Below are 19,245 nucleotides of genomic sequence, written 5' to 3'. Positions count from 1 at the left end.
TCGACATGACACGTGCTTCTGCCTTCCATACGCTCATTCTGCTGTTCCTCTCAATGTCTGTGTCTTTTTCCGCTTCGCCGTATTTTTCGGCGGCAATGGACAATGTGCGTGTGAACGGTGTGCCGAGGGCCTCCGATGCGGAGTTGACGCGTGACAGAGTAACACTACCGGTAACGAGGCGATCGCCGATACTCTACGATGCGGTGCTTCTGCCGAAAGCGGAGATGAAGCGCGATGCCGATCCGGCCGCGGAGCAGAAAGTCCGTTCCGCCATGGCGACTGCGTCGATCCGTTTCACGGAGAACCGCGGGCAAGTCGCCGATACGGATGGGAAGCCCCGGCCTGAGATTCGCTATACGGCCGATGCGGGAGGGACCAGGTTGTACTTTACGGCGACAGGTGTGAGTTACGTGTTCACCAGGACTGAAGATGATGACACTCAGGCTGGCCGGCGGATGAGCGACGACCCGCTTGACGAACGCGACCGGGAGCCGGAGAAGGTCACGGTGTACAGGATGGATATGAGGCTGCAGGGCTGCAATGCGAATGTGCGTATACGGCATGATATCGAGCAGGAGGGCTACAGCAACTACTACCTCGCCCACTGTCCCGACGGAATCACCTATGTGAAAAGCTACGGGAAACTGGCGTACGAGAACATCTACGACAACATCGATCTGGTGTACTACTCCGATCAACAAAAAATGAAATACGAGTTCATCGTGCATCCGGGAGGAAATCCGAAAGATATCCGCATGCACTACGACGGCGCGACGAATATCCGGGTGAACGATAACGGCGGCCTTGAGGTCAAAACGCCGTTGGGCGAGATCAACGAAAAGAAGCCGTATACACACCAGAACGGCGCCGAAGTGCCGTCCGCTTTTTCGCTCCAGGGCGAGGTTGTGGGCTTTTCCGTTGGAAATTATGATCCGAACGCGATGCTGGTGATTGATCCGTGGGCAACGTATTTCGGAGGATCGGGAGGTGAGAACTGTGGTTGGATTTCCCGAGATGGTAATGACAACATCTTCACCGGCGGAGACACATATAGCACGAATTTCCCAGTGATGAACGCCCATCAATCGACCCACGCAGGTTTATCAGACCTTGCCATCATTTCGTTCACCCCGACCGGGTCATTACGTTGGGCTACATACTATGGGGGAAGCGGATCCGATGGCTGGCCTTCGTTCGCTTGCGACAATTCCGGCAACGCCACTGTCTCAGTTCGCACACAGAGCACGAATTTTCCTACAACTTTTGGCGCGTTTCAAGCGGCTCACGCCGGAGGCAATGATGAAGGTGCGATCATCAAATTATCAAACACCGGTATTCGCGTCTGGGCTACATACATCGGCAGTAACGGAGTGGATACTATAACTGATTTGAAATGCGATGCCAATGACAACATCTATTTCATCGGATATACCAACGGCTCAAACTTTCCAATGGTGAATCCGTTTCAATCGTCTCTCTCAGGAGCGTATGATTGGGTGATAGGGAAATTCAGTTCCTCCGGCCAGCTACTGTGGTCAACGTACTATGGTGGGAGCGATAGCGATACCTCGACGCGTATTTCTGTCACGCCTTCCGGCGCTCTCGCGGCGGGAGGTTTTACCGACAGTTCAAATTTTCCATTGCAGAATGCATGGCAGTCTGTTCGAGTCGGCCGTGAAGCCGTCCTTGTGAAATTCAATGCATCCGGACAGCGTGAGTGGGCGACGTACTACGGTGGGTCAGGGGATGACCGCTGTCGAGGAGTAGCCATGGATCAGGCAGGTAATGTTTTTTTGGACGGCACGACGAGCAGTTCCAACCTGCCGGCTCCCAACGGATGGCAAACCACAAATAACGGAGGAGGCTATGATGCATTTATCTCAAAGTTCTCCTCTAATGGAACCCTCTATTGGTCGACATATTTTGGAGGAAGCGGTACCGAATACGTAGATGATATCGTTTGCGCATCGAGCGGAGCAGTGTATGTCACCGGGTCCACCAACAGCACGAATCTCCCTGTATTGAACGCCCACCAGAGCACAATTGGAGGAGGCTATGACGGATTTTTCCTTGCCGCGTCGTCAAGCGGCGTTTTGCAATGGGCAACCTATTTTGGAGGAAGTGGTAATGATTGGTTCCAGGGAATAGCGTGTAGCTCAACCGGTGAAGTGATAGGGATCGGAAGGACGTTTAGCATGAACATGTACACGTTGAACCCATATCAGTCAGCTAACGCCGGTAATGACGATCTGTTCGTCGTCGTCATGAACGCACAGGGCCAGTTTTCGTCTGTGCCCATGCAGATACTGACATCGCAGATTATTCCCTCTTTGCTTTGTGGTGGTGCATCTCTGCCCGTGTCGTTCACTGCATCAGGCACTTTCAACGCTGCAAATGTTTTCACAGCGCAATTGTCCGACGCCACAGGGTCGTTTACATCACCCTCAGCCATCGGAGCATTGTCAGGGACGCAATCCGGAAGCATCAATTGCTCGTTACCTGTAAACGCTGTACCCGGTACTCGATACCGCATCCGTGTCGTAGCCTCCAATCCTTCCTGGACCGGTACCGACAATGGCTCGGATCTCACCATCGGTCCCAGGCCCAGTGCCAGTATCACACCGGCAGGGGCTGTACCTCTCTGCCCCAGTACCTCTATAGCACTCACTTCCTCCGGAGGATCGGGATATACATATCAATGGCTCAGGGACGGCAATGCAATCGGTGGCGCAATCAACGCCACCTACATGGCGGCCTTACCGGGATTGTATCGCGTGATACTCACATCTCCTGCAGCCTGCAAAGACACCTCGGCGGCAACGCAGCTTGTGCTTTACTCCGCCGATACGACGCACCTGGTCTGGACCGGCGCAGTGTCACGTGAATGGAGTACTCCCGGGAATTGGAATCATCCGTGTGCCACACCGGGTTCGGGAGATACAGTCGTGATCGCCGGAAGCGGACAGACCCCGATTTCCATTCCAAGCGTGACGCTCTCCGCCCTCGAGATGAACAACACCAATGGCACGCTCGTGGGCGGTCAGCTCGGAATCACCGATGCGCTCATCCTCAGCAGCGGCAATATCGATGCGGGAGCGGGAGAGATTCGTCTCGGACCGACAGCCGCGATCTCCGGCGGAAGCTTTACCTCGCATATCGTGACATCGGACACGGGTTCGCTCGTTATCGACGGCATCGGCACGGGAGCACGGACAGGCGCTGTGCTCTTTCCCGTCGGAGCGTCGCATGTGAGCTACACTCCCGTGTCGCTCACGAACGCCGGCACAGCGGATGCGTTCCGCGTGCGCGCCGTTGCAGATTTGCGGCTTGCGGGTCTCTCGGGAACCGTCATCACCTCGCATGCGGTCGGACGCACCTGGGTGATCGAGGAGGGGAATCCCGGCGGTAGCGACGCGACGATCACGCTTCAATGGTACCTCAACGACGAACTGCCGGCTTTTCTGCGAACCGGGAGTATGATCCACCGCTTCAACGGCAGCACCTGGTACGCGCTGCAGCCGCCTGGGCCAACGGCAGGCAGCAATCCGTACACCCGTACCGTGTACGGTGTGACGGCTTTCTCGCTCTTCGCAATTGCCGACAGCGCGGCGAATCTGCCGGTGGAACTGCTTTCCTTCTCGGCGCGGCTCGAGGCCGGTGCGGCGATAGTTACGTGGAGCACGGCGTCGGAGACGAACAACGCGGGATTCATCGTCGAGCGGCGGGTCGGATCCGGGCCATGGCGGTCCCGTGGTTTCGTCCCGGGAAGCGGCACGACCATGGCCGGGCAGGAATACGCATTCAGCGATGCGATCGAGACCAGTATCCCGGCCGGGACACCGCTCGCCTACCGTCTCCGCCAGATCGACACTGACGGCACCGAGACGGTGAGTCACGAAGTGACCGTGCTGCAGTCGTCGGATCCGGCATTTTCTCTGGCGCAGAATTATCCGAATCCCGTATACAACGGCGAAGCCGGAGCGTCCGCAACGATCTTCACCTACTCGCTTGCCGCCGAAGCGTACGTCCGTCTGACCATCCATGATGCTCTCGGCCGCGAAGTGGCGGTGGTGGTCGAAGGCGTGCGTCCCGCGGGCACGCAGAGCATCAGCTTCAACGCATCCGGTCTTCCCGCCGGCAGCTATGTGTGCCGTCTCGAGGCGCAGGGCGTGGTGCGGACAAGGATGATGCATATCGTCAGATGACGGATTTGGTATTCGAAATCCCGAAATATCCTGCTTTCCCCGGTGCACATCGCCGGGGAAGGCACGGAGGGTTTCCGATGCGCCGGTCGAGAAAATTCTTACCAGTCTATCTGAAATTTTCACACGAAGTCCGTATTTTCGCCATTGAGCACCTAAGGAAGAAATAACCAATCCCTCACTCCCACATCAGCCGGGGTCGACATGACACGCGCTTCTGCCTTCCATACGCTCATTCTGCTGTTCCTCTCAATGTCTGTGTCTTTTTCCGCATCGCCGTATTTTTCGGCGGCAATGGACAATGTGCGTGTGAACGGTGTGCCGAGGGCCTCCGATGCGGAGTTGACGCGTGACAGAGTAACACTACCGGTAACGAGGCGATCGCCGATACTCTACGATGCGGTGCTTCTGCCGAAAGCGGAGATGAAGCGCGATGCCGATCCGGCCGCGGAGCAGAAAGTCCGTTCCGCCATGGCGACTGCGTCGATCCGTTTCACGGAGAACCGCGGGCAAGTCGCCGATACGGATGGGAAGCCCCGGCCTGAGATTCGCTATACGGCCGATGCGGGAGGGACCAGGTTGTACTTTACGGCGACCGGTGTGAGTTACGTGTTCACCAGGACGGAAAATGATGACAATCAGGCTGGCCGGCGGATGAGCGACGACCCGCTTGACGAACGCGACCGGGAGCCGGAGCAGGTCTCGGTGTACAGGATGGATATGAAGCTGCAGGGCTGCAATGCGAATGTGCGCATACGGCATGATATCGAGCAGGAGGGCTACAGCAACTACTACCTCGCCCACTGTCCCGACGGGATCACCTATGTGAAAAGCTACGGGAAACTGGTGTACGAGAACATCTACGACAACATCGATCTGGTGTACTACTCCGATCAACAAAAAATGAAATACGAGTTCATCGTGCATCCGGGAGGAAATCCGAAAGATATCCGCATGCACTACGATGGCGCGACGAATATCCGGGTGAACGATAATGGCGGACTGGAGGTAGAAACGCCGTTGGGCGAGATCAACGAAAAGAAGCCGTATACACACCAGAACGGGGCAGAAGTGCCGTCCGCATTCTCGCTCCAGGGCGAGGTTGTGGGCTTTTCCGTTGGAAATTATGATCCGAACGCGCTGCTCGTGATTGATCCGTGGGCGACGTATTGTGCCGGAGCAGGTTTTTGGAATGTTGATTGTGATGCCTCGGGAAATATCGTTGCCGTCGGTTTTTCGAGTGGCGGATTTCCGGTGCAGAATGCCATTCAATCGTCAGTCGCGGGTTCAATAGATTGGTGTGTCATCAAGTACTCCGCGAGTTGTACTGTACAATGGGCGACGTATTATGGAGGCAGCGGCCAGGAATTCGGTAACAACGGATACGTGAATCGGGTTTCTATCGACCCGGCCGGCAATATCGCCATTGCAGGCACGACTGAAAGTATAGACTTCCCGGTAAGCACCGGAGCGTATCAGACGACGTTTGGCGGTCAGAAGGATTGCGTGCTCGTTCTATTGACCCCCAGCGGACTCCGAAATTGGGCGACGTACGTTGGTGGTTCAGGTTCCGAACAACTCGCGTTCCCTGATTGTGCTTCTAACGGCAGTATTGTTCTGGGTTTCGTCACACAGAGTTCGAATATGGCGACCTCTAATCCCTTTCAATCGAATCTCAGTGGCCCCAGCGACGGATTCATCGTGGTGTTTTCAAGTACTGGGCAAGTAAGCTGGGCCACATACTTTGGTGGCTCCGATGACGACGGCTGTTTCGCCGCCTTCGGTTTCGATAATTCAATCTACGTTGCCTCCGGAACAGAAAGTAATAATTTCCCTGTGCTCAACCCGTTTCAGGCCACACGTGCGGGGAGCGGCGATCTGGCGTTGTCTAAGTTCAGTCCGGGGAGACAACTTCTTTGGTCCACCTATTTCGGAGGTTCCGGGAGCGCATACGAAATACTGCGCGACATGACCGTGGATGGGAGCGGCAATGTGTCTATCGCCGGCCAGACGAGCAATGTGAATTTCCCGGTGTATGGAGCATTTCAAAGTGTATATGGCGGAGGACAGGACGACGGATTCGTTGTGAAGTTCTCCAGCACTGGCACCCTGATGTGGTCGACATTCTTGGGCGGTTCGAATACGGATTCGATGCTCGGTATTGACTGCGACAGCGGCGGTTCATTATATGTGGCCGGATGGGCAAGTAGCGCAAATTACCCCACGATGAATGCGTTTCAAGCCTCGAATGCAGGTGGTCCTGATGTGGTCATTACAGCTTTCAGCCCTGGCGGTGGATGCCTCTGGTCAACGTATTATGGGGGGACGGGGGGCGACTATGGATACTCTTGTACAGTCGGATCCGGTGGTGCGGTAACTGTTGTCGGTAACGCCGGACCAGGGTTGCCCTTATTTAATCCTATCTACATCTCGCCGGTTAACAACGCCTTTATTGCATCGTTCAATCAGTACGGTCATTTTACCAACAACATAATGGCTCTCCAGACCGCTGCAGTCAATCCCTCGATATTCTGTGCCGGTTCCATGCTGCAGGTCAGCTTCACCGCAACAGGAGTATTCAATTCGGGGAATAATTTCACCGCACAACTTTCGGATGCGACAGGGTCTTTCTCGACGCCTGTTGCTATCGGCACCCTAGCAGGGACGCAATCCGGAAGCATCAATTGCTTGTTACCTGTGAATGCTGTACTCGGTACCCGTTACCGCATCCGCGTCGTAGCCTCAATCCTTCCCTGGACCGGTACCGACAATGGCTCGGATCTCACCATCGGTCCCAGGCCCAGTGCCAGTATCACACCGGCAGGGGCTGTACCTCTCTGCCCCAGTACCTCTATAGCACTCACTTCCTCCGGAGGATCGGGATATACATATCAATGGCTCAGGGACGGCAATGCAATCGGTGGCGCAATCAACGCCACCTACATGGCGGCCTTACCGGGATTGTATCGCGTGATACTCACATCTCCTGCAGCCTGCAAAGACACCTCGGTGGCAACGCAGCTTGTGCTTTACTCCGCCGATACGACGCACCTGGTCTGGACCGGCGCAGTGTCACGTGAATGGAGTACTCCCGGGAATTGGAATCATCCGTGTGCCACACCGGGTTCGGGAGATACAGTCGTGATCGCCGGAAGCGGACAGACCCCGATTTCCATTCCAAGCGTGACGCTCTCCGCCCTCGAGATGAACAACACCAATGGCACGCTCGTGGGCGGTCAGCTCGGAATCACCGATGCGCTCATCCTCAGCAGCGGCAATATCGATGCGGGAGCGGGAGAGATTCGTCTCGGACCGACAGCCGCGATCTCCGGCGGAAGCTTTACCTCGCATATCGTGACATCGGACACGGGTTCGCTCGTTATCGACGGCATCGGCACGGGAGCACGGACAGGCGCTGTGCTCTTTCCCGTCGGAGCGTCGCATGTGAGCTACACTCCCGTGTCGCTCACGAACGCCGGCACAGCGGACGCGTTCCGCGTGCGCGCCGTTGCAGATTTGCGGCTTGCGGGTCTCTCGGGAACCGTCCTCACCTCGCATGCGGTCGGACGCACCTGGGTGATCGAGGAGGGGAATCCCGGCGGTAGCGACGCGACGATCACGCTTCAATGGTACCTCAACGACGAACTGCCGGCTTTTCTGCGAACCGGGAGTATGATCCACCGCTTCAACGGCAGCACCTGGTACGCGCTGCAGCCGCCTGGGCCAACGGCAGGCAGCAATCCGTACACCCGTACCGTGTACGGTGTGACGGCTTTCTCGCCCTTCGCAATTGCCGACAGCGCGGCGAATCTGCCGGTGGAACTGCTTTCCTTCTCGGCGCGGCTCGAGGCCGGTGCGGCGATAGTTACGTGGAGCACGGCGTCGGAGACGAACAACGCGGGATTCATCGTCGAGCGGCGGGTCGGATCCGGGCCATGGCGGTCCCGTGGTTTCGTCCCGGGAAGCGGCACGACCATGGCCGGGCAGGAATACGCATTCAGCGATGCGATCGAGACCGGTATCCCGGCCGGGACACCGCTGGCCTACCGTCTCCGCCAGATCGACACGGACGGCACCGAGACGGTGAGTCACGAAGTGACCGTGCTGCAGTCGTCGGATCCGGCATTTTCTCTGGCGCAGAATTATCCGAATCCCGTATACAACGGCGAAGCCGGAGCGTCCGCAACGATCTTCACCTACTCGCTTGCCGCCGAAGCGTACGTCCGCCTGACCATCCATGATGCACTCGGCCGCGAAGTGGCGGTGGTGGAGGATGGTATACGCCAGGGCGGTATGCACTCAGTCGTGTTCGACGCGGCGGCATTACCTGCAGGAATGTATATGGTACGGCTTGAGTCGGCCGGATTGGTGAAGGTGAAAAGGCTGAGTGTCGTTAGGTAAAGACAGGCACGCGTCCGAAAAACAATGTGTCGAGTATCATGCATATACAGGACCGAATTACGTGGAAAAATGCAGTAGAATAGTACATCTTCCCGCAGTTTCGAATATGGATACCATGAATCCGAAATACCCTTCGCACAATAGAGCCTGCACTATCCATAGAGCTGATGGAGCTGCAATGAGTGCCACCTCCCGATACCCCGAGACTTGTGTCCGATCCATCTCCTGTCCTCCGTGCGTAGAACCCGTCATTCCTCAATGCGCGGCATACGCGTCCACCGCGGACCGGAGGTGTGTGCAGACGTGCAAGCCGGCAGCGGACGCATCCTGTCTCGTGCACCCCGTCCTGCACCCTTCGCCAGGTTTCTTGTCACTCACTTTCCGCGCAGCCATGCCCGTCGTGCTGCTCTTCGCGTTGCTGTTGGCCTCCATCCCCGCATTCGCTCAGCCCGCGCATATCGACAGTCTGAAGCGCGTTCTCGCAGGGCTCAAGAAGGACGACAAGACGAAGGTGGAGGTCCTGGTCAATCTCTCTGCTTACACCAGTCTTGTCAGCACGAAGGATGCACTGCCTTATCTCGATCAGGCGGCGAAAATGGCGAAAAAGCTCGGTTTGAAAGAGTGGATCGCCGAGTGCGAATATCAGCGATGCCGACTCTCGCTGAACGCCGGCCGCTACGACGAGGCGCTGGAACATCTGGAAAAATTCCGGAAGATACAGGAAGAACTTGGCAATCAGAAGAGGATAGCGGTTGCGCTGAACATGGCCGGGGACATACACGGGAAGAAAGGCGGCACAGAGCGTTCGCTTGACTACTTCTCCCGGGGACTGCGCATCCGCGAATCGCTCGGCGACAAACAGGCCATCGCCATGTCGGCGAATAACGTCGGCACCACGCTTATGCGGCTGGGCCGGCTCGATACGGCGCTGAGCTGCCTCAACCGTGCGCTGGCGCTGTGGACGGAGACCAATTTCCGACGGGGACTCCCCACCGTCCTGAAAAATATTGCCTCGATCCATGAGTCCCAGGGACGTTATGGAGATGCGATGCGTTTCCTCGAGCAGGCGCTCACCATCACCAAAGAACTCCAGGCTCCCGCGGAAATCGCTGGCGTTGAGAATGCAATCGCCAACGTGGAAGTCAGGCGCGGTAACCTCGTTGCGGCCTTGCGGCTCTACACTCGCAGCCTGGAATCCTATCGAAAGATTCAGCAGCCGTCCGGCATCGCCATGGCGCTGAACAACATCGGCAATGTGTTCCGTACCCGCGCAATGTACGACAGCGCGGCGCTCTATTTCAGAGAATCGCTCGACATCTATCAGGACATCGGGAATAAAAACGGCATCGCCTCGGCGATGGAAAATCTCGGCCTCGTGCAGGAACTGCGCGGCGACTACGTCGATGCGCGACGGTGCTACGATGAGAGCTACTCTATGTGGAAGGAGCTGGGCGACAAGTACCAGATGGCCGGTGCGCTCAACAATCTCGGGTCGCTCGAAAAAACTCAACGGAATTCCGACAAGGCGCTGGAATACTACACTACTGCGCTGCGCATTCGCGAGTCTCTCGACGACAAAGCAGGGATAGCACAGAGCCTGGCGAATATCGGCGAATTGTACCGCAGCAGGGAAGAATATACGTTGTCGCTCGAGGCCAACGAGCATGCGCTCCGTCTTTTCAATGAGGTCGATGAACAGGACAACGTCGCTGCAAGCTGGCTGCGCATCGGGATGGTCCACCACGGTCTCGGAGCGATGGACAGGGCGCTGGAGTGCTTTCTCAAGGGCAGCGCAATCGCCGAACGCATCGGACGGAAAGATCTCCAGGCACAAGCGTATCAGCGCATGACGGCACCGCTCCTCGCAGCCGGCGAGATCGGAAAAGCGTTGTCTTATGCAATGCGCGCTATCGCACTGCACGAAGAAACCGGCGACAAAATCGAGATCATGAACGCAGCGCTGCTCGCCGGCGAATGCCTGCAGGCGGACGGCGCTTCCGACCGTGCGCTGGAGATGTTTCGCCGCGCGATGCGGATCAGTGAACAGACGGATGACCGACTCGCCCGGGCCAGGGTATGGAGTAAGCTTGGGGCGCTGTACCGATCCATCGGGGAGGCAGAGAAATCGCGTGATGCGTTCAGCAACAGTCTCCGTCTTCGCGAGGGTCGCGGCGATCGAGCCGTCAGTAATGACCTGATCGAGGAGGGGCAGATATATCTTGGCCAGGGCGATTATGACGCAGCGGCGCTGTTCCTCGAACGTGGCTGCACACTTGCACGGAAGAACGGATTCGCAGACAGGGAGCGCGATGCGCACCGGGCGCTCAGCAGCCTGTACGAGAGACGCGGCGACACGGCTCGCGCCTTCTCCCACTATAAGCAATTCGCGACAGCGAAGGATACGGTGCTCAACCGCGCAAACCTGCTGCGGCTGCACGAGCTGAACATCGCATATGAGACGGCGCAGCGCGAGCAACGCATCGCTCTCCTCGAAAAGGATAAATCGATTTCCGGTCTGGAACTCCTCCGTCAGCAGTCGTCGTTGCGCCTGCAGCAGGAGGCCATACGGCGTCAGCAACTTGAAGCCTCGCAACGCCTGCAGCAGATTCAGCTTCTCGAACAGGAGAAGGATATTCACGAGCTCGACCTCGCCTATCAGAAAGAGCAGTACGAGCGGAAGCAGCGGGAAGCGACGCTGCTCCGCACCGACAACCAGCTCAAGGCATCGATACTCAGCAGGCAGGAGCAGTTCACCGGCGGTATGATTGGCGGACTGACTCTGCTGTTAGTAGTCGGTCTGCTGGGCTACAAGCAGGCGAGGCAAAAACGCAAGGCCTCCGAACTGCGCGCTGCCGCGGCCGAATTTCAGGCGAAGGCTGCTGAGTATCAGGCGCAGGCGGCGGAGGCGGAGGCGCTGCGGCTGCAAGCGGAACACGACCGCCGCCAGAAAGAAATCCAGCTCGAATTCGCCCGGCAATTGATCGACGCACAGGAGCTCGAACGCAAGCGCATCGCTTCCGAACTTCACGACAGCGTGGGGCAGGAGGCCATGGTCATCAAGAGTAATCTGCACCGCGCCCTGAACGATACGACGCTGCCCGAACAGCTTCGCCGCCCGTTGTCCAAAGCCACAACCATCTCCGCGAGCATGCTCGACGATATCCGCGCCATCGCGTACAATCTCCGCCCGATTCAGCTCGAGCGCGTTGGACTCAGCGAAACCCTGCGCGAGACCACCGAAGAAGTGTTTCAGCCCACAAACATCCGTCTCGATCTGCATGTGGATGATATCGACGGGCTGCTCGGCAAGACGGATGAGATTCATATGTTCCGCATCGTCCAGGAAGCGGTGGGCAACGTCCTCCGACATGCGCAGGCTCAGTCCTGCGAGCTTCGCGTCAGACGCGAGGCGGATCGGCTCATCGTCACCATACGCGACGACGGCATCGGGTTCGACACGCGAGGCCCCGGCCGCTCGCATCGCAGTCTCGGGCTCAACGGCATCCGCGAGCGGGCGGAAATCATCGGCGGATCGTGCACCATAGAATCAGCCCCCGGCAGGGGAACGTCCGTCCTGATCGACATTCCCCTGAGCAGCACGCCGGCAACATTCGCAGAAGGTGAACTATCCTGACTGGTCTTCGATGCCACAACACGTTCACGACAGTAGTTTTTTCAGCATTCAATATTCAACCTCCAGCGTCCAGGCCGCCATGAAATCCCCGATCTCTATCTTTCTCGCCGACGACCATCCCATCGTGCGGGATGGACTGCGCGATATACTCGAACAGCACGATCGATTCGTCATCGCTGGTGAGGCTGGCGACGGCGAAGAAGTCCTCCGCTGCCTGCGTATCAACGTACCGGATGTGTTGATCCTCGATATCGAGATGCCGAAGAAAAGCGGGCTCGAGGTAGCCAGGGCAATCCGCGATGAAGGCATCGGGGTGCTGATCCTTATTCTGACCATGTACAATCAGGAGTCGATCTTCAACCGCGCAATGGACCTCGGCGTAATGGGCTACATGCTCAAGGACAGCGCAGGAGAGGACGTCATCCGGGGAATAGAAGCGGTGCTGAGCGGCGAATACTACATCAGTCCGGCGCTGAACAAATACGTGATGCGCGGACAGAAATCGACGCCCCAGCATCCGCTCAGCGAACTGACGCCCTCCGAGCGGAAAGTCTTTGGCCTTATCGCCTCCTCGCGTACCACCAATCAGATCGCGGAAGAACTGCATCTGAGTCCGCGGACCATCGAGCATCACCGCGAACGGATCTGCAATAAACTCAATCTGTCGGGCAGCTATGCGCTCCTGCGGTATGCTCTGGAGAACAAGTCGTTGCTGGATATTGCGTAACACCGCTGGAGTGCGCCCGGGGGCGCAACCGGCAATTGAGTTCCTCAACGCTCACCTGCACCACACATCCGGCGCGCTTGCCGCAAAACGAAAACCGGCATTCTCCCTGAGATCAATGCTGGTGAATCCGGACCATTCATCACGCATTGACTTTCCCGGCAAGCGGGAGTACATTTCACGTTGTACCAGATCTCTGCCTGTTTCTCCCAATTTCCCTGTCGACGAGGTGTCGATGTTGACGATCACACGGTTCGTCTTGTGCGCGGCGGTGCTCATGCTGGCATGGGCGCAATTGCTGTTCGCGCAATCCCATTCTCCCGTGCGCACATCCTCTGATAGCGACGCCGACACGATACGGATGTACATTCCGCTGGATACGCTGCGCGAGTACGAGTATGCCGAAGACCCGGATGACAGAAAAACGATGCGGATCGGCGAAAGCAGAATGCTCTACGGTCACATCTGGTATCGCATGTATATACCCGGCCGGACCATCACGGCGGATGGGTGGTACCGTAACGACAGCGACGGGTTGCATTCACTGCGGGACACCGCAAACGGAATGCTGGTTGATCGTTTGCTGATCCCCGCCGTCGTTCGCCGGCATGAAGCACTGCGGGACGGGGAGCTTATCGATACCGGAAGCATAGCGCACGGCGGCGTTATACGGCGCACCGTAACCGTCAGATACGGAACACGGGGCACCATCACCTGGGCCGACAGTCTGGGGATTTATGCCATGACGGATAGATCCTATCGCTATCTGCTTCTCCACACCGGCGGATACCGGAACCCTGTTCTCGATGTGCAGCCCGCGGAATTCCAGCTCCCCTACGGGCCCGGCGACATCCTTGTCTACAAGGTGACGCCCGAACAATCAAACAGAGTGCTCCACTCGAAAGCCTTCATCGTTGCGTCGCGTGCGCACGGTTCTACCGCGAGAGTGGAAACCTGGTGTATCAACGCAAAGTACCATCCGATGTTTTGGATATCCACGTATGATTATTATGAGATGTTCGTGGATGCTTCGAACTTCATCACCTTGTATGGTCGTGAGCGCATGCAGATGTATCCCGCCTATATACCGAAGGGTAAGGAAGTGCTTCTGAACAATACGATCTGGGACGTCGTCCGTACATTGGACACAACAGTCTTCGGCATGCCGACGAAGGCCTATCACATCAAACGAAAGAACATGCAATTCATCGTTTCGGATCGCTTCGGCGAGCTCTTTGCGCAGGAGGACGATTTCATTCTGACCTTGAACAGCGCCGTGCTCCGCGACACGCTGTACAACCGCGACACGACACGCAGAGAGTATCTCCCGTTGTGCGTCGGCAATCGCTATGTGTATCGTCACGAGGAGGATGAGCGGAATATCGATGAGCTCGTTACCTCGACCATTACCGCCGATACAATGATCGCAGGCCGCCGCTACTACCGGTTCAGCGGATGGGGACCGCTGCGCGGATTGCTTCGAAGCGATGAAAGCGGAGTGTATCAATATAATGCGAACGGCGACCTGTGCCTGATCCAGAGCGATGCCTCTCTGGGTTCGATGACGCCATCGGGCTTTGTGTCCGACACCTCGACGCGAACGGACAGGGGCGTCCCGCGCTTTTACGTACTGCACAATTATGTCATTACGGATCATTCTACACACCGAGAGTGGCTTGAAGGTATTGGCTTGCTTTCAGACCATTTCTGGGGTTATGGCGGAGGGAGCAAGAATTATTCGCTTGTCCACGCCATCGTGTGCGGAGTGGAGTACGGTACTCCTGTCGCGGTCGATGCGCCAGCCGCTCTCCCGGAGAGGGTCGAGATCACTTCAATACAACCGCATCCGGTCACGAGTGATGGGACCATGCGCTTTCGTCTGTCGCACGACGGCTATGTACAGCTCGAGCTGATGGATTATCTCGGCCGCCAGGTCGGACTGCTACACGACGGCGATCTGCGGCAGGGCTCGCATCGGGTGGCGATCAGTATCAAGGGTCTGCAGTCCGGGCTATATTTCGCAGTCCTGCGTTCCGGCGCCGCTGTTTCGGTGCACAAAGTTATCGTACAGCATTGACCGCCCCGTCTGCGCAGAAGGCAAAGCAGCCGGAAATTCAAGCTCACCTTTCAACACAGCACTACTTTCCAACTCGTGTTGGAAGGAGGGCGCACTGGTGATCGAATACCGTCAACCCCTTGATTCTATTGCCTCCGCTTCACTTTTCCACAAAAAGAAAAACGGCGTTTCTCGTTCGAAAAACGCCGTTCATCCGTTTGGTACACCAAGACCGAGGATTCTCCCACCACTTTGAATCAGGCACTGGAGCGTTTCCGAGCGTTTTTCCTGTCGCCAACTCGTGCGACACGGGAACTCATCGATCTGTTCCAACCACTCCTTCGTGGTTGAGTCCGCTTTCGTCTCTCACTTTCCGAAGCAACTGCGAGATTCTCTTGCGACGTGCCGAGTCTGCGGCATTCACAAGCTGTCCGTATGCATCGAGATATTCCACCGCTCGTTGAAGGTAATCGGTCAGATCGGTCGCCCACGGTGATGCGGAGACCGAACCAGCCATTGCTTGTTCTCCCTGCGTCAGCGAGTCGATGTTGGTGCAGAGTGCGATCAGTACACCCAAGTCCACTTCATCGCTCAAGGATACCCTCTGGCTCATGATCGCACCGCCTGTGTGCTCGACCGCAGGAGACGAGCAATGCGGCGACGGGTCTGAGACTCCGAGATCGGTGCCGTCGAGATTCTCTCGATGTCATCCTTCTCGATCCAGTCTCGCAGGAAGCCCAGATACATCGTCGCTCGTCGGATATAGTCCACCAGTTCTCGTCCATCCTCACGCTCAATCACAGAGCCATTGATGATCAGGTGCTGGAAGCCCAACGAGTCTACTGCCGCTGTCAATGCGAGTAGATCCTCTTCGGGTACGTTGGTGGATACGGTGAATGCGGTGTCGATGTCGTTCATGGTTGCCTCCTGTTCTTATGACTGTCTCTCCGATAACTACACTTGACGAGTCTCAAGTGTAGTTATGAGAAAGGAGGAACACCATGAGACCCAACCGAACACCGAACCGCCAGCGAAGACTCCGCACTCGTGGATTGATCCACGAGATCGTTGAACGAACCGCCATCGTAGAGGACATCAAAGCCTTGTTCTTTTCACTGCTCTCGCAAGCTCAGGATCTCTTGCGTCTCGCTGAGGACGGGTGCGTGGACGGGATGATGGCGAGGGGATTTCTTTCGAGAGCCAGTATGCTCCTCAACGACGTGCGGACTTCGATCCAAGAGCTTGGAGACGGAGAGGAGGAGCGACGACTCCTCGGACAGGCGACCAAGGTCGAGAACATCATCAGACAAATCACCGATCTGTGTCTCGACGACGATCTCCTTACTGAGAGGTGGAGGTGATTGATCCGTTCATCTTTTCTCACGCCTGCAGGATAGTTATGTGTGAAAGATCTTTCATCATCACAGACAATGGAGGTACATCCATGACGCTTCAAGATTTTCCGCACGGCATGCTCATCGATTGCACTGGCGACTCGCAGGTGGACATCGGCTTTTTCCTGCTCATGCGAGAGACCTACGGTGAGAGAGCAACGCCAGAATCGAACCAGTTGGCGATTGACTTCTCTGGGCTTTCGCCAAGAAAGATCCATGAGGAGAAGGGATGGGTCAGGCACATGTTCGATCTCCGGTGACCCCAATGGTCGTGTTACGACCACGAGGAACACCGTTCCCTGATTATTGAGACTGACTCGTGGAAGAGAGGTAGGACTTGAGTGTTCCTGCCTCTCTTTGCTTTCTACCCCTCTCACCACCCCGCTGTGTGCATTGCAGATCCTGCCCATCAGACCTCCCCGAACCCGTGCGTTGCGGGTCTGATGCTCACCGTCTCAAGGGATCGTTGGCACACGCAGGATCAACACCTGCGGTGCGTGAACGATGTCCTCCATCAGATGAGTCCCAAGAGGCACCGCTGATGCGTGGGTCGTCAGCGGGTCGTGCCCAGCGGCGACGGCAACGCTGGATCTGCGGCTCCCGTTCCTCCCTCGTCCGTGATAACGTATACGTTTCGGTACATAGGGGAGCATGCCATTCCTCACACAATGTCAGACTGATGGAAGAAAGAGAGATCCTTGGTAGATTTGAAGAGCAAGGAATCCTGATGAGAGAACGCTTCCCTTCTGGATTTCTTACTTGAGATTTCTTGAACTCATCCAGCGACAGAGAAATAGAGAACAAATGGATCGCTACACTGCCGAGTATTTCTCTTCTCTTCTGAACAAAATTGCTTCTCAGAAGAAATTCTCGCACGAATACCTTCTGGTGCCAGAAGCCGCCCTCCTTGATGACCGCATCATGAAGGGAAAACCCTTTCGTGGTTACAACAAAGAAAATGCCCTTTTTCTTCTTCATCTCATCACTTCTGTGGAACTGGAGAATCCTTGGCTTCAGGATGACGATGGATGGGTTCCATTGATGTCCACAAGAATCGAGGAGGTCATTCCCCACAACCACGCAAAGATCTTCCGGATGCTGGAGGATTTCGGATGGGTTGAGATCAATCGCACGTACATCTCAACTGATTACGCCGATGCTCTCTCTGAGAAGAACAAGGCGACTGGAGACGGGGGTGATGTCAAGGCGATTTCAATGAGGTATCGGATCGCTCCTGCATGGAAGGACTCTCCTCTCACACCTGTGCGAGTCAAGAGACAGCATATCTGGCTCTTTCGATTGCATACGGGAACAGAAGGGATGAACTTGGAGGATCTCATCCAAAATCATGAATACGGATTTCTTGCCAAGTGGCTGTCCCAGCTTTCCATCGACATCGAGGGTGTCTCACGCCACCTTGCTGAACTGTACTCGTCTGCTGACGGAGGGCACTTAACAATTGGCATACCTCGAAGAATGCGGCTTCATGCGGTGTGCGAGTTGGTATCCGGAAGAATCCGCTTCAGTCAGGATGATTTCGGGCACCGTATCCACTCCAACATCACGAGTTTGCCGAGGGATCTCCGACCCTTCCTTCGACTGAATGGAGCAACTCTTGCGAATATCGATCTCAAGAATTCTCAGCCGATGCTTCTCGCCGCATTGCTACGGGGAAACATTCGGAAGACACCATTGGAGTTCCTCTCGGAGGTTGGAATCGAAGCTGGATCAAAGGAATACGAGACTTTCTTGAAGACGATCCGGCTTCTTCAACGCATCGATACAGAGGAGTCCGATATCAGAACCTACTGCGACCTCGTCCGTGAAGGCAGGTTCTACGAGGACTTCATCGAGAGACTCCGTAGCTGGAATCCTCACGACCCCAACGCAAGTGAGTATGAAAACGTCATCAATCGGCTCAAGAAATTGACGAAGTACAAAACGATGGATCGAGATCAGGTGAAGAGGGAAGTAATGGTAACCCTGTTTTCTTCCAACAGGCACATTGGATACAAGCCCGACGCTGATATGAAGAATAGATTCAGAGAGTTCTTTCCAGATGTATACAGCGTCATTCGGAAACTAAAGGAGGGGGAGAAGAACCGTCTTGCCCGTTTCCTTCAGCGGTCGGAGTCGATGGTGGTTCTCGCTCATACCTGCAAGCGGTTGCACGAACTTGACCCCGAAATCCCTCTGCTCACGATCCATGATTCCATCAGTACTACGAAGGAACATGCGGAGATCGTCAAGCAGGTTCTGCTTGAAGAAGTAGAAAAGTTCGTTGGTTTCGAGCCAACGGTGAGCATTGACGACTGGCATTGAATCCTTCGTCAACCACAGGGACTACCATGACTCAATTAAATGTTTTCGTTTTGTTAAAAACCGCAAGAACCCATGGACATGATTCAGAATGTCAGCACGATCTTGTTCTTCCGGACAATGTCGTATAGTTCACCCATAGTTGAGATGGAGCACTGTTTCGGGTTCGGATTGTTCCTGCTCTGCAAACATGTGCCACAAGCAAGAATTGAACCATGGTTGCCTCGGAACAGGTCAACCTGTTCCTTCAATCGAGAACTCGTCAACAGCAATCCGTCAAGCTCTACGCCCTTCCCAAGAAGAAAGATGGTGACGGTATCGCCATTCGTGATAGAGTAGTTCGCTAATCTCAGGACATTCCAGATCGTCTCTTCATCATTCGAAGTGATGATGATGCCCATGGAGGTAGGCTCAGGGGCTATATTGGTTGCTTGAGGCTGTTGAGCCGTTGAAGGATCTTGAAAAATTGCCACCAGCATGATCATTAGTAAGGGAAGAAGCTTCATCTTACAATC

11 protein-coding genes are annotated in these 19,245 nt (G+C 55.9%); 8 read left to right on the top strand and 3 right to left on the bottom strand.

Annotated elements, in window-relative coordinates:
• Nucleotides 1–5 precede the first annotated feature (5 nt).
• The 5 genes from M5R41_11480 (at nucleotide 6) to M5R41_11460 (ending at nucleotide 15,038) form a co-directional block, all read left to right on the top strand.
• On the top strand, nucleotides 6–4,205 hold the full coding sequence (locus M5R41_11480; GenBank protein ID MCZ7557009.1) for an SBBP repeat-containing protein: 4,200 nt from the start codon (nucleotides 6–8) through the stop codon (nucleotides 4,203–4,205).
• Nucleotides 4,206–4,406: 201 nt separating this feature from the next.
• Nucleotides 4,407–8,603, top strand: coding sequence for a T9SS type A sorting domain-containing protein (locus M5R41_11475; protein ID MCZ7557008.1), 4,197 nt, complete (start codon nucleotides 4,407–4,409; stop codon nucleotides 8,601–8,603).
• A 367-nt stretch (nucleotides 8,604–8,970) separates the two neighbouring features.
• Nucleotides 8,971–12,237, top strand: coding sequence for a tetratricopeptide repeat protein (locus M5R41_11470; protein ID MCZ7557007.1), 3,267 nt, complete (start codon nucleotides 8,971–8,973; stop codon nucleotides 12,235–12,237).
• Nucleotides 12,238–12,316: 79 nt separating this feature from the next.
• On the top strand, nucleotides 12,317–12,964 hold the full coding sequence (locus tag M5R41_11465) for a response regulator transcription factor (GenBank protein MCZ7557006.1): 648 nt from the start codon (nucleotides 12,317–12,319) through the stop codon (nucleotides 12,962–12,964).
• 232 nt (nucleotides 12,965–13,196) lie between these two features.
• Entirely contained in the window at nucleotides 13,197–15,038 is a 1,842-nt protein-coding gene (locus M5R41_11460; protein MCZ7557005.1) for a T9SS type A sorting domain-containing protein, read from the top strand.
• Nucleotides 15,039–15,333: 295 nt separating this feature from the next.
• Here M5R41_11460 and M5R41_11455 read toward each other — a convergent pair whose 3' ends face one another.
• Entirely contained in the window at nucleotides 15,334–15,630 is a 297-nt protein-coding gene (locus tag M5R41_11455; protein MCZ7557004.1) for a hypothetical protein, read from the bottom strand.
• Nucleotides 15,627–15,935 (bottom strand): hypothetical protein, encoded by a 309-nt coding sequence (locus M5R41_11450; GenBank protein MCZ7557003.1) that lies wholly within the window; start codon nucleotides 15,933–15,935, stop codon nucleotides 15,627–15,629. Before M5R41_11450 ends, M5R41_11455 begins: the two co-directional genes overlap by 4 nt.
• 83 nt (nucleotides 15,936–16,018) lie before the next feature.
• Here M5R41_11450 and M5R41_11445 point away from each other — a divergent pair, with 83 nt between their 5' ends.
• The 3 genes from M5R41_11445 to M5R41_11435 all read left to right on the top strand — a co-directional run bounded on the left by M5R41_11445 (nucleotide 16,019) and on the right by M5R41_11435 (nucleotide 18,733).
• The gene (locus tag M5R41_11445; GenBank protein MCZ7557002.1) at nucleotides 16,019–16,378 is read left to right on the top strand and encodes a hypothetical protein; all 360 of its coding nucleotides are present in this window, start codon (nucleotides 16,019–16,021) and stop codon (nucleotides 16,376–16,378) included.
• 83 nt (nucleotides 16,379–16,461) lie between these two features.
• A complete protein-coding gene (locus tag M5R41_11440; GenBank protein ID MCZ7557001.1) occupies nucleotides 16,462–16,671 on the top strand; it encodes a hypothetical protein in 210 nt (69 codons plus the stop codon).
• Between the two features lie 544 nt (nucleotides 16,672–17,215).
• On the top strand, nucleotides 17,216–18,733 hold the full coding sequence (locus M5R41_11435; protein MCZ7557000.1) for a hypothetical protein: 1,518 nt from the start codon (nucleotides 17,216–17,218) through the stop codon (nucleotides 18,731–18,733).
• 83 nt (nucleotides 18,734–18,816) lie between these two features.
• Here M5R41_11435 and M5R41_11430 read toward each other — a convergent pair whose 3' ends face one another.
• A complete protein-coding gene (locus M5R41_11430) occupies nucleotides 18,817–19,236 on the bottom strand; it encodes a DsrE family protein (protein MCZ7556999.1) in 420 nt (139 codons plus the stop codon).
• Nucleotides 19,237–19,245: the final 9 nt, after the last annotated feature.

The organism is Bacteroidia bacterium, from assembly GCA_027493955.1.
Classification (GTDB): domain Bacteria; phylum Bacteroidota; class Ignavibacteria; order SZUA-365; family SZUA-365; genus JAOSJT01.
This window is presented reverse-complemented; position numbering and strand designations above follow the sequence as displayed.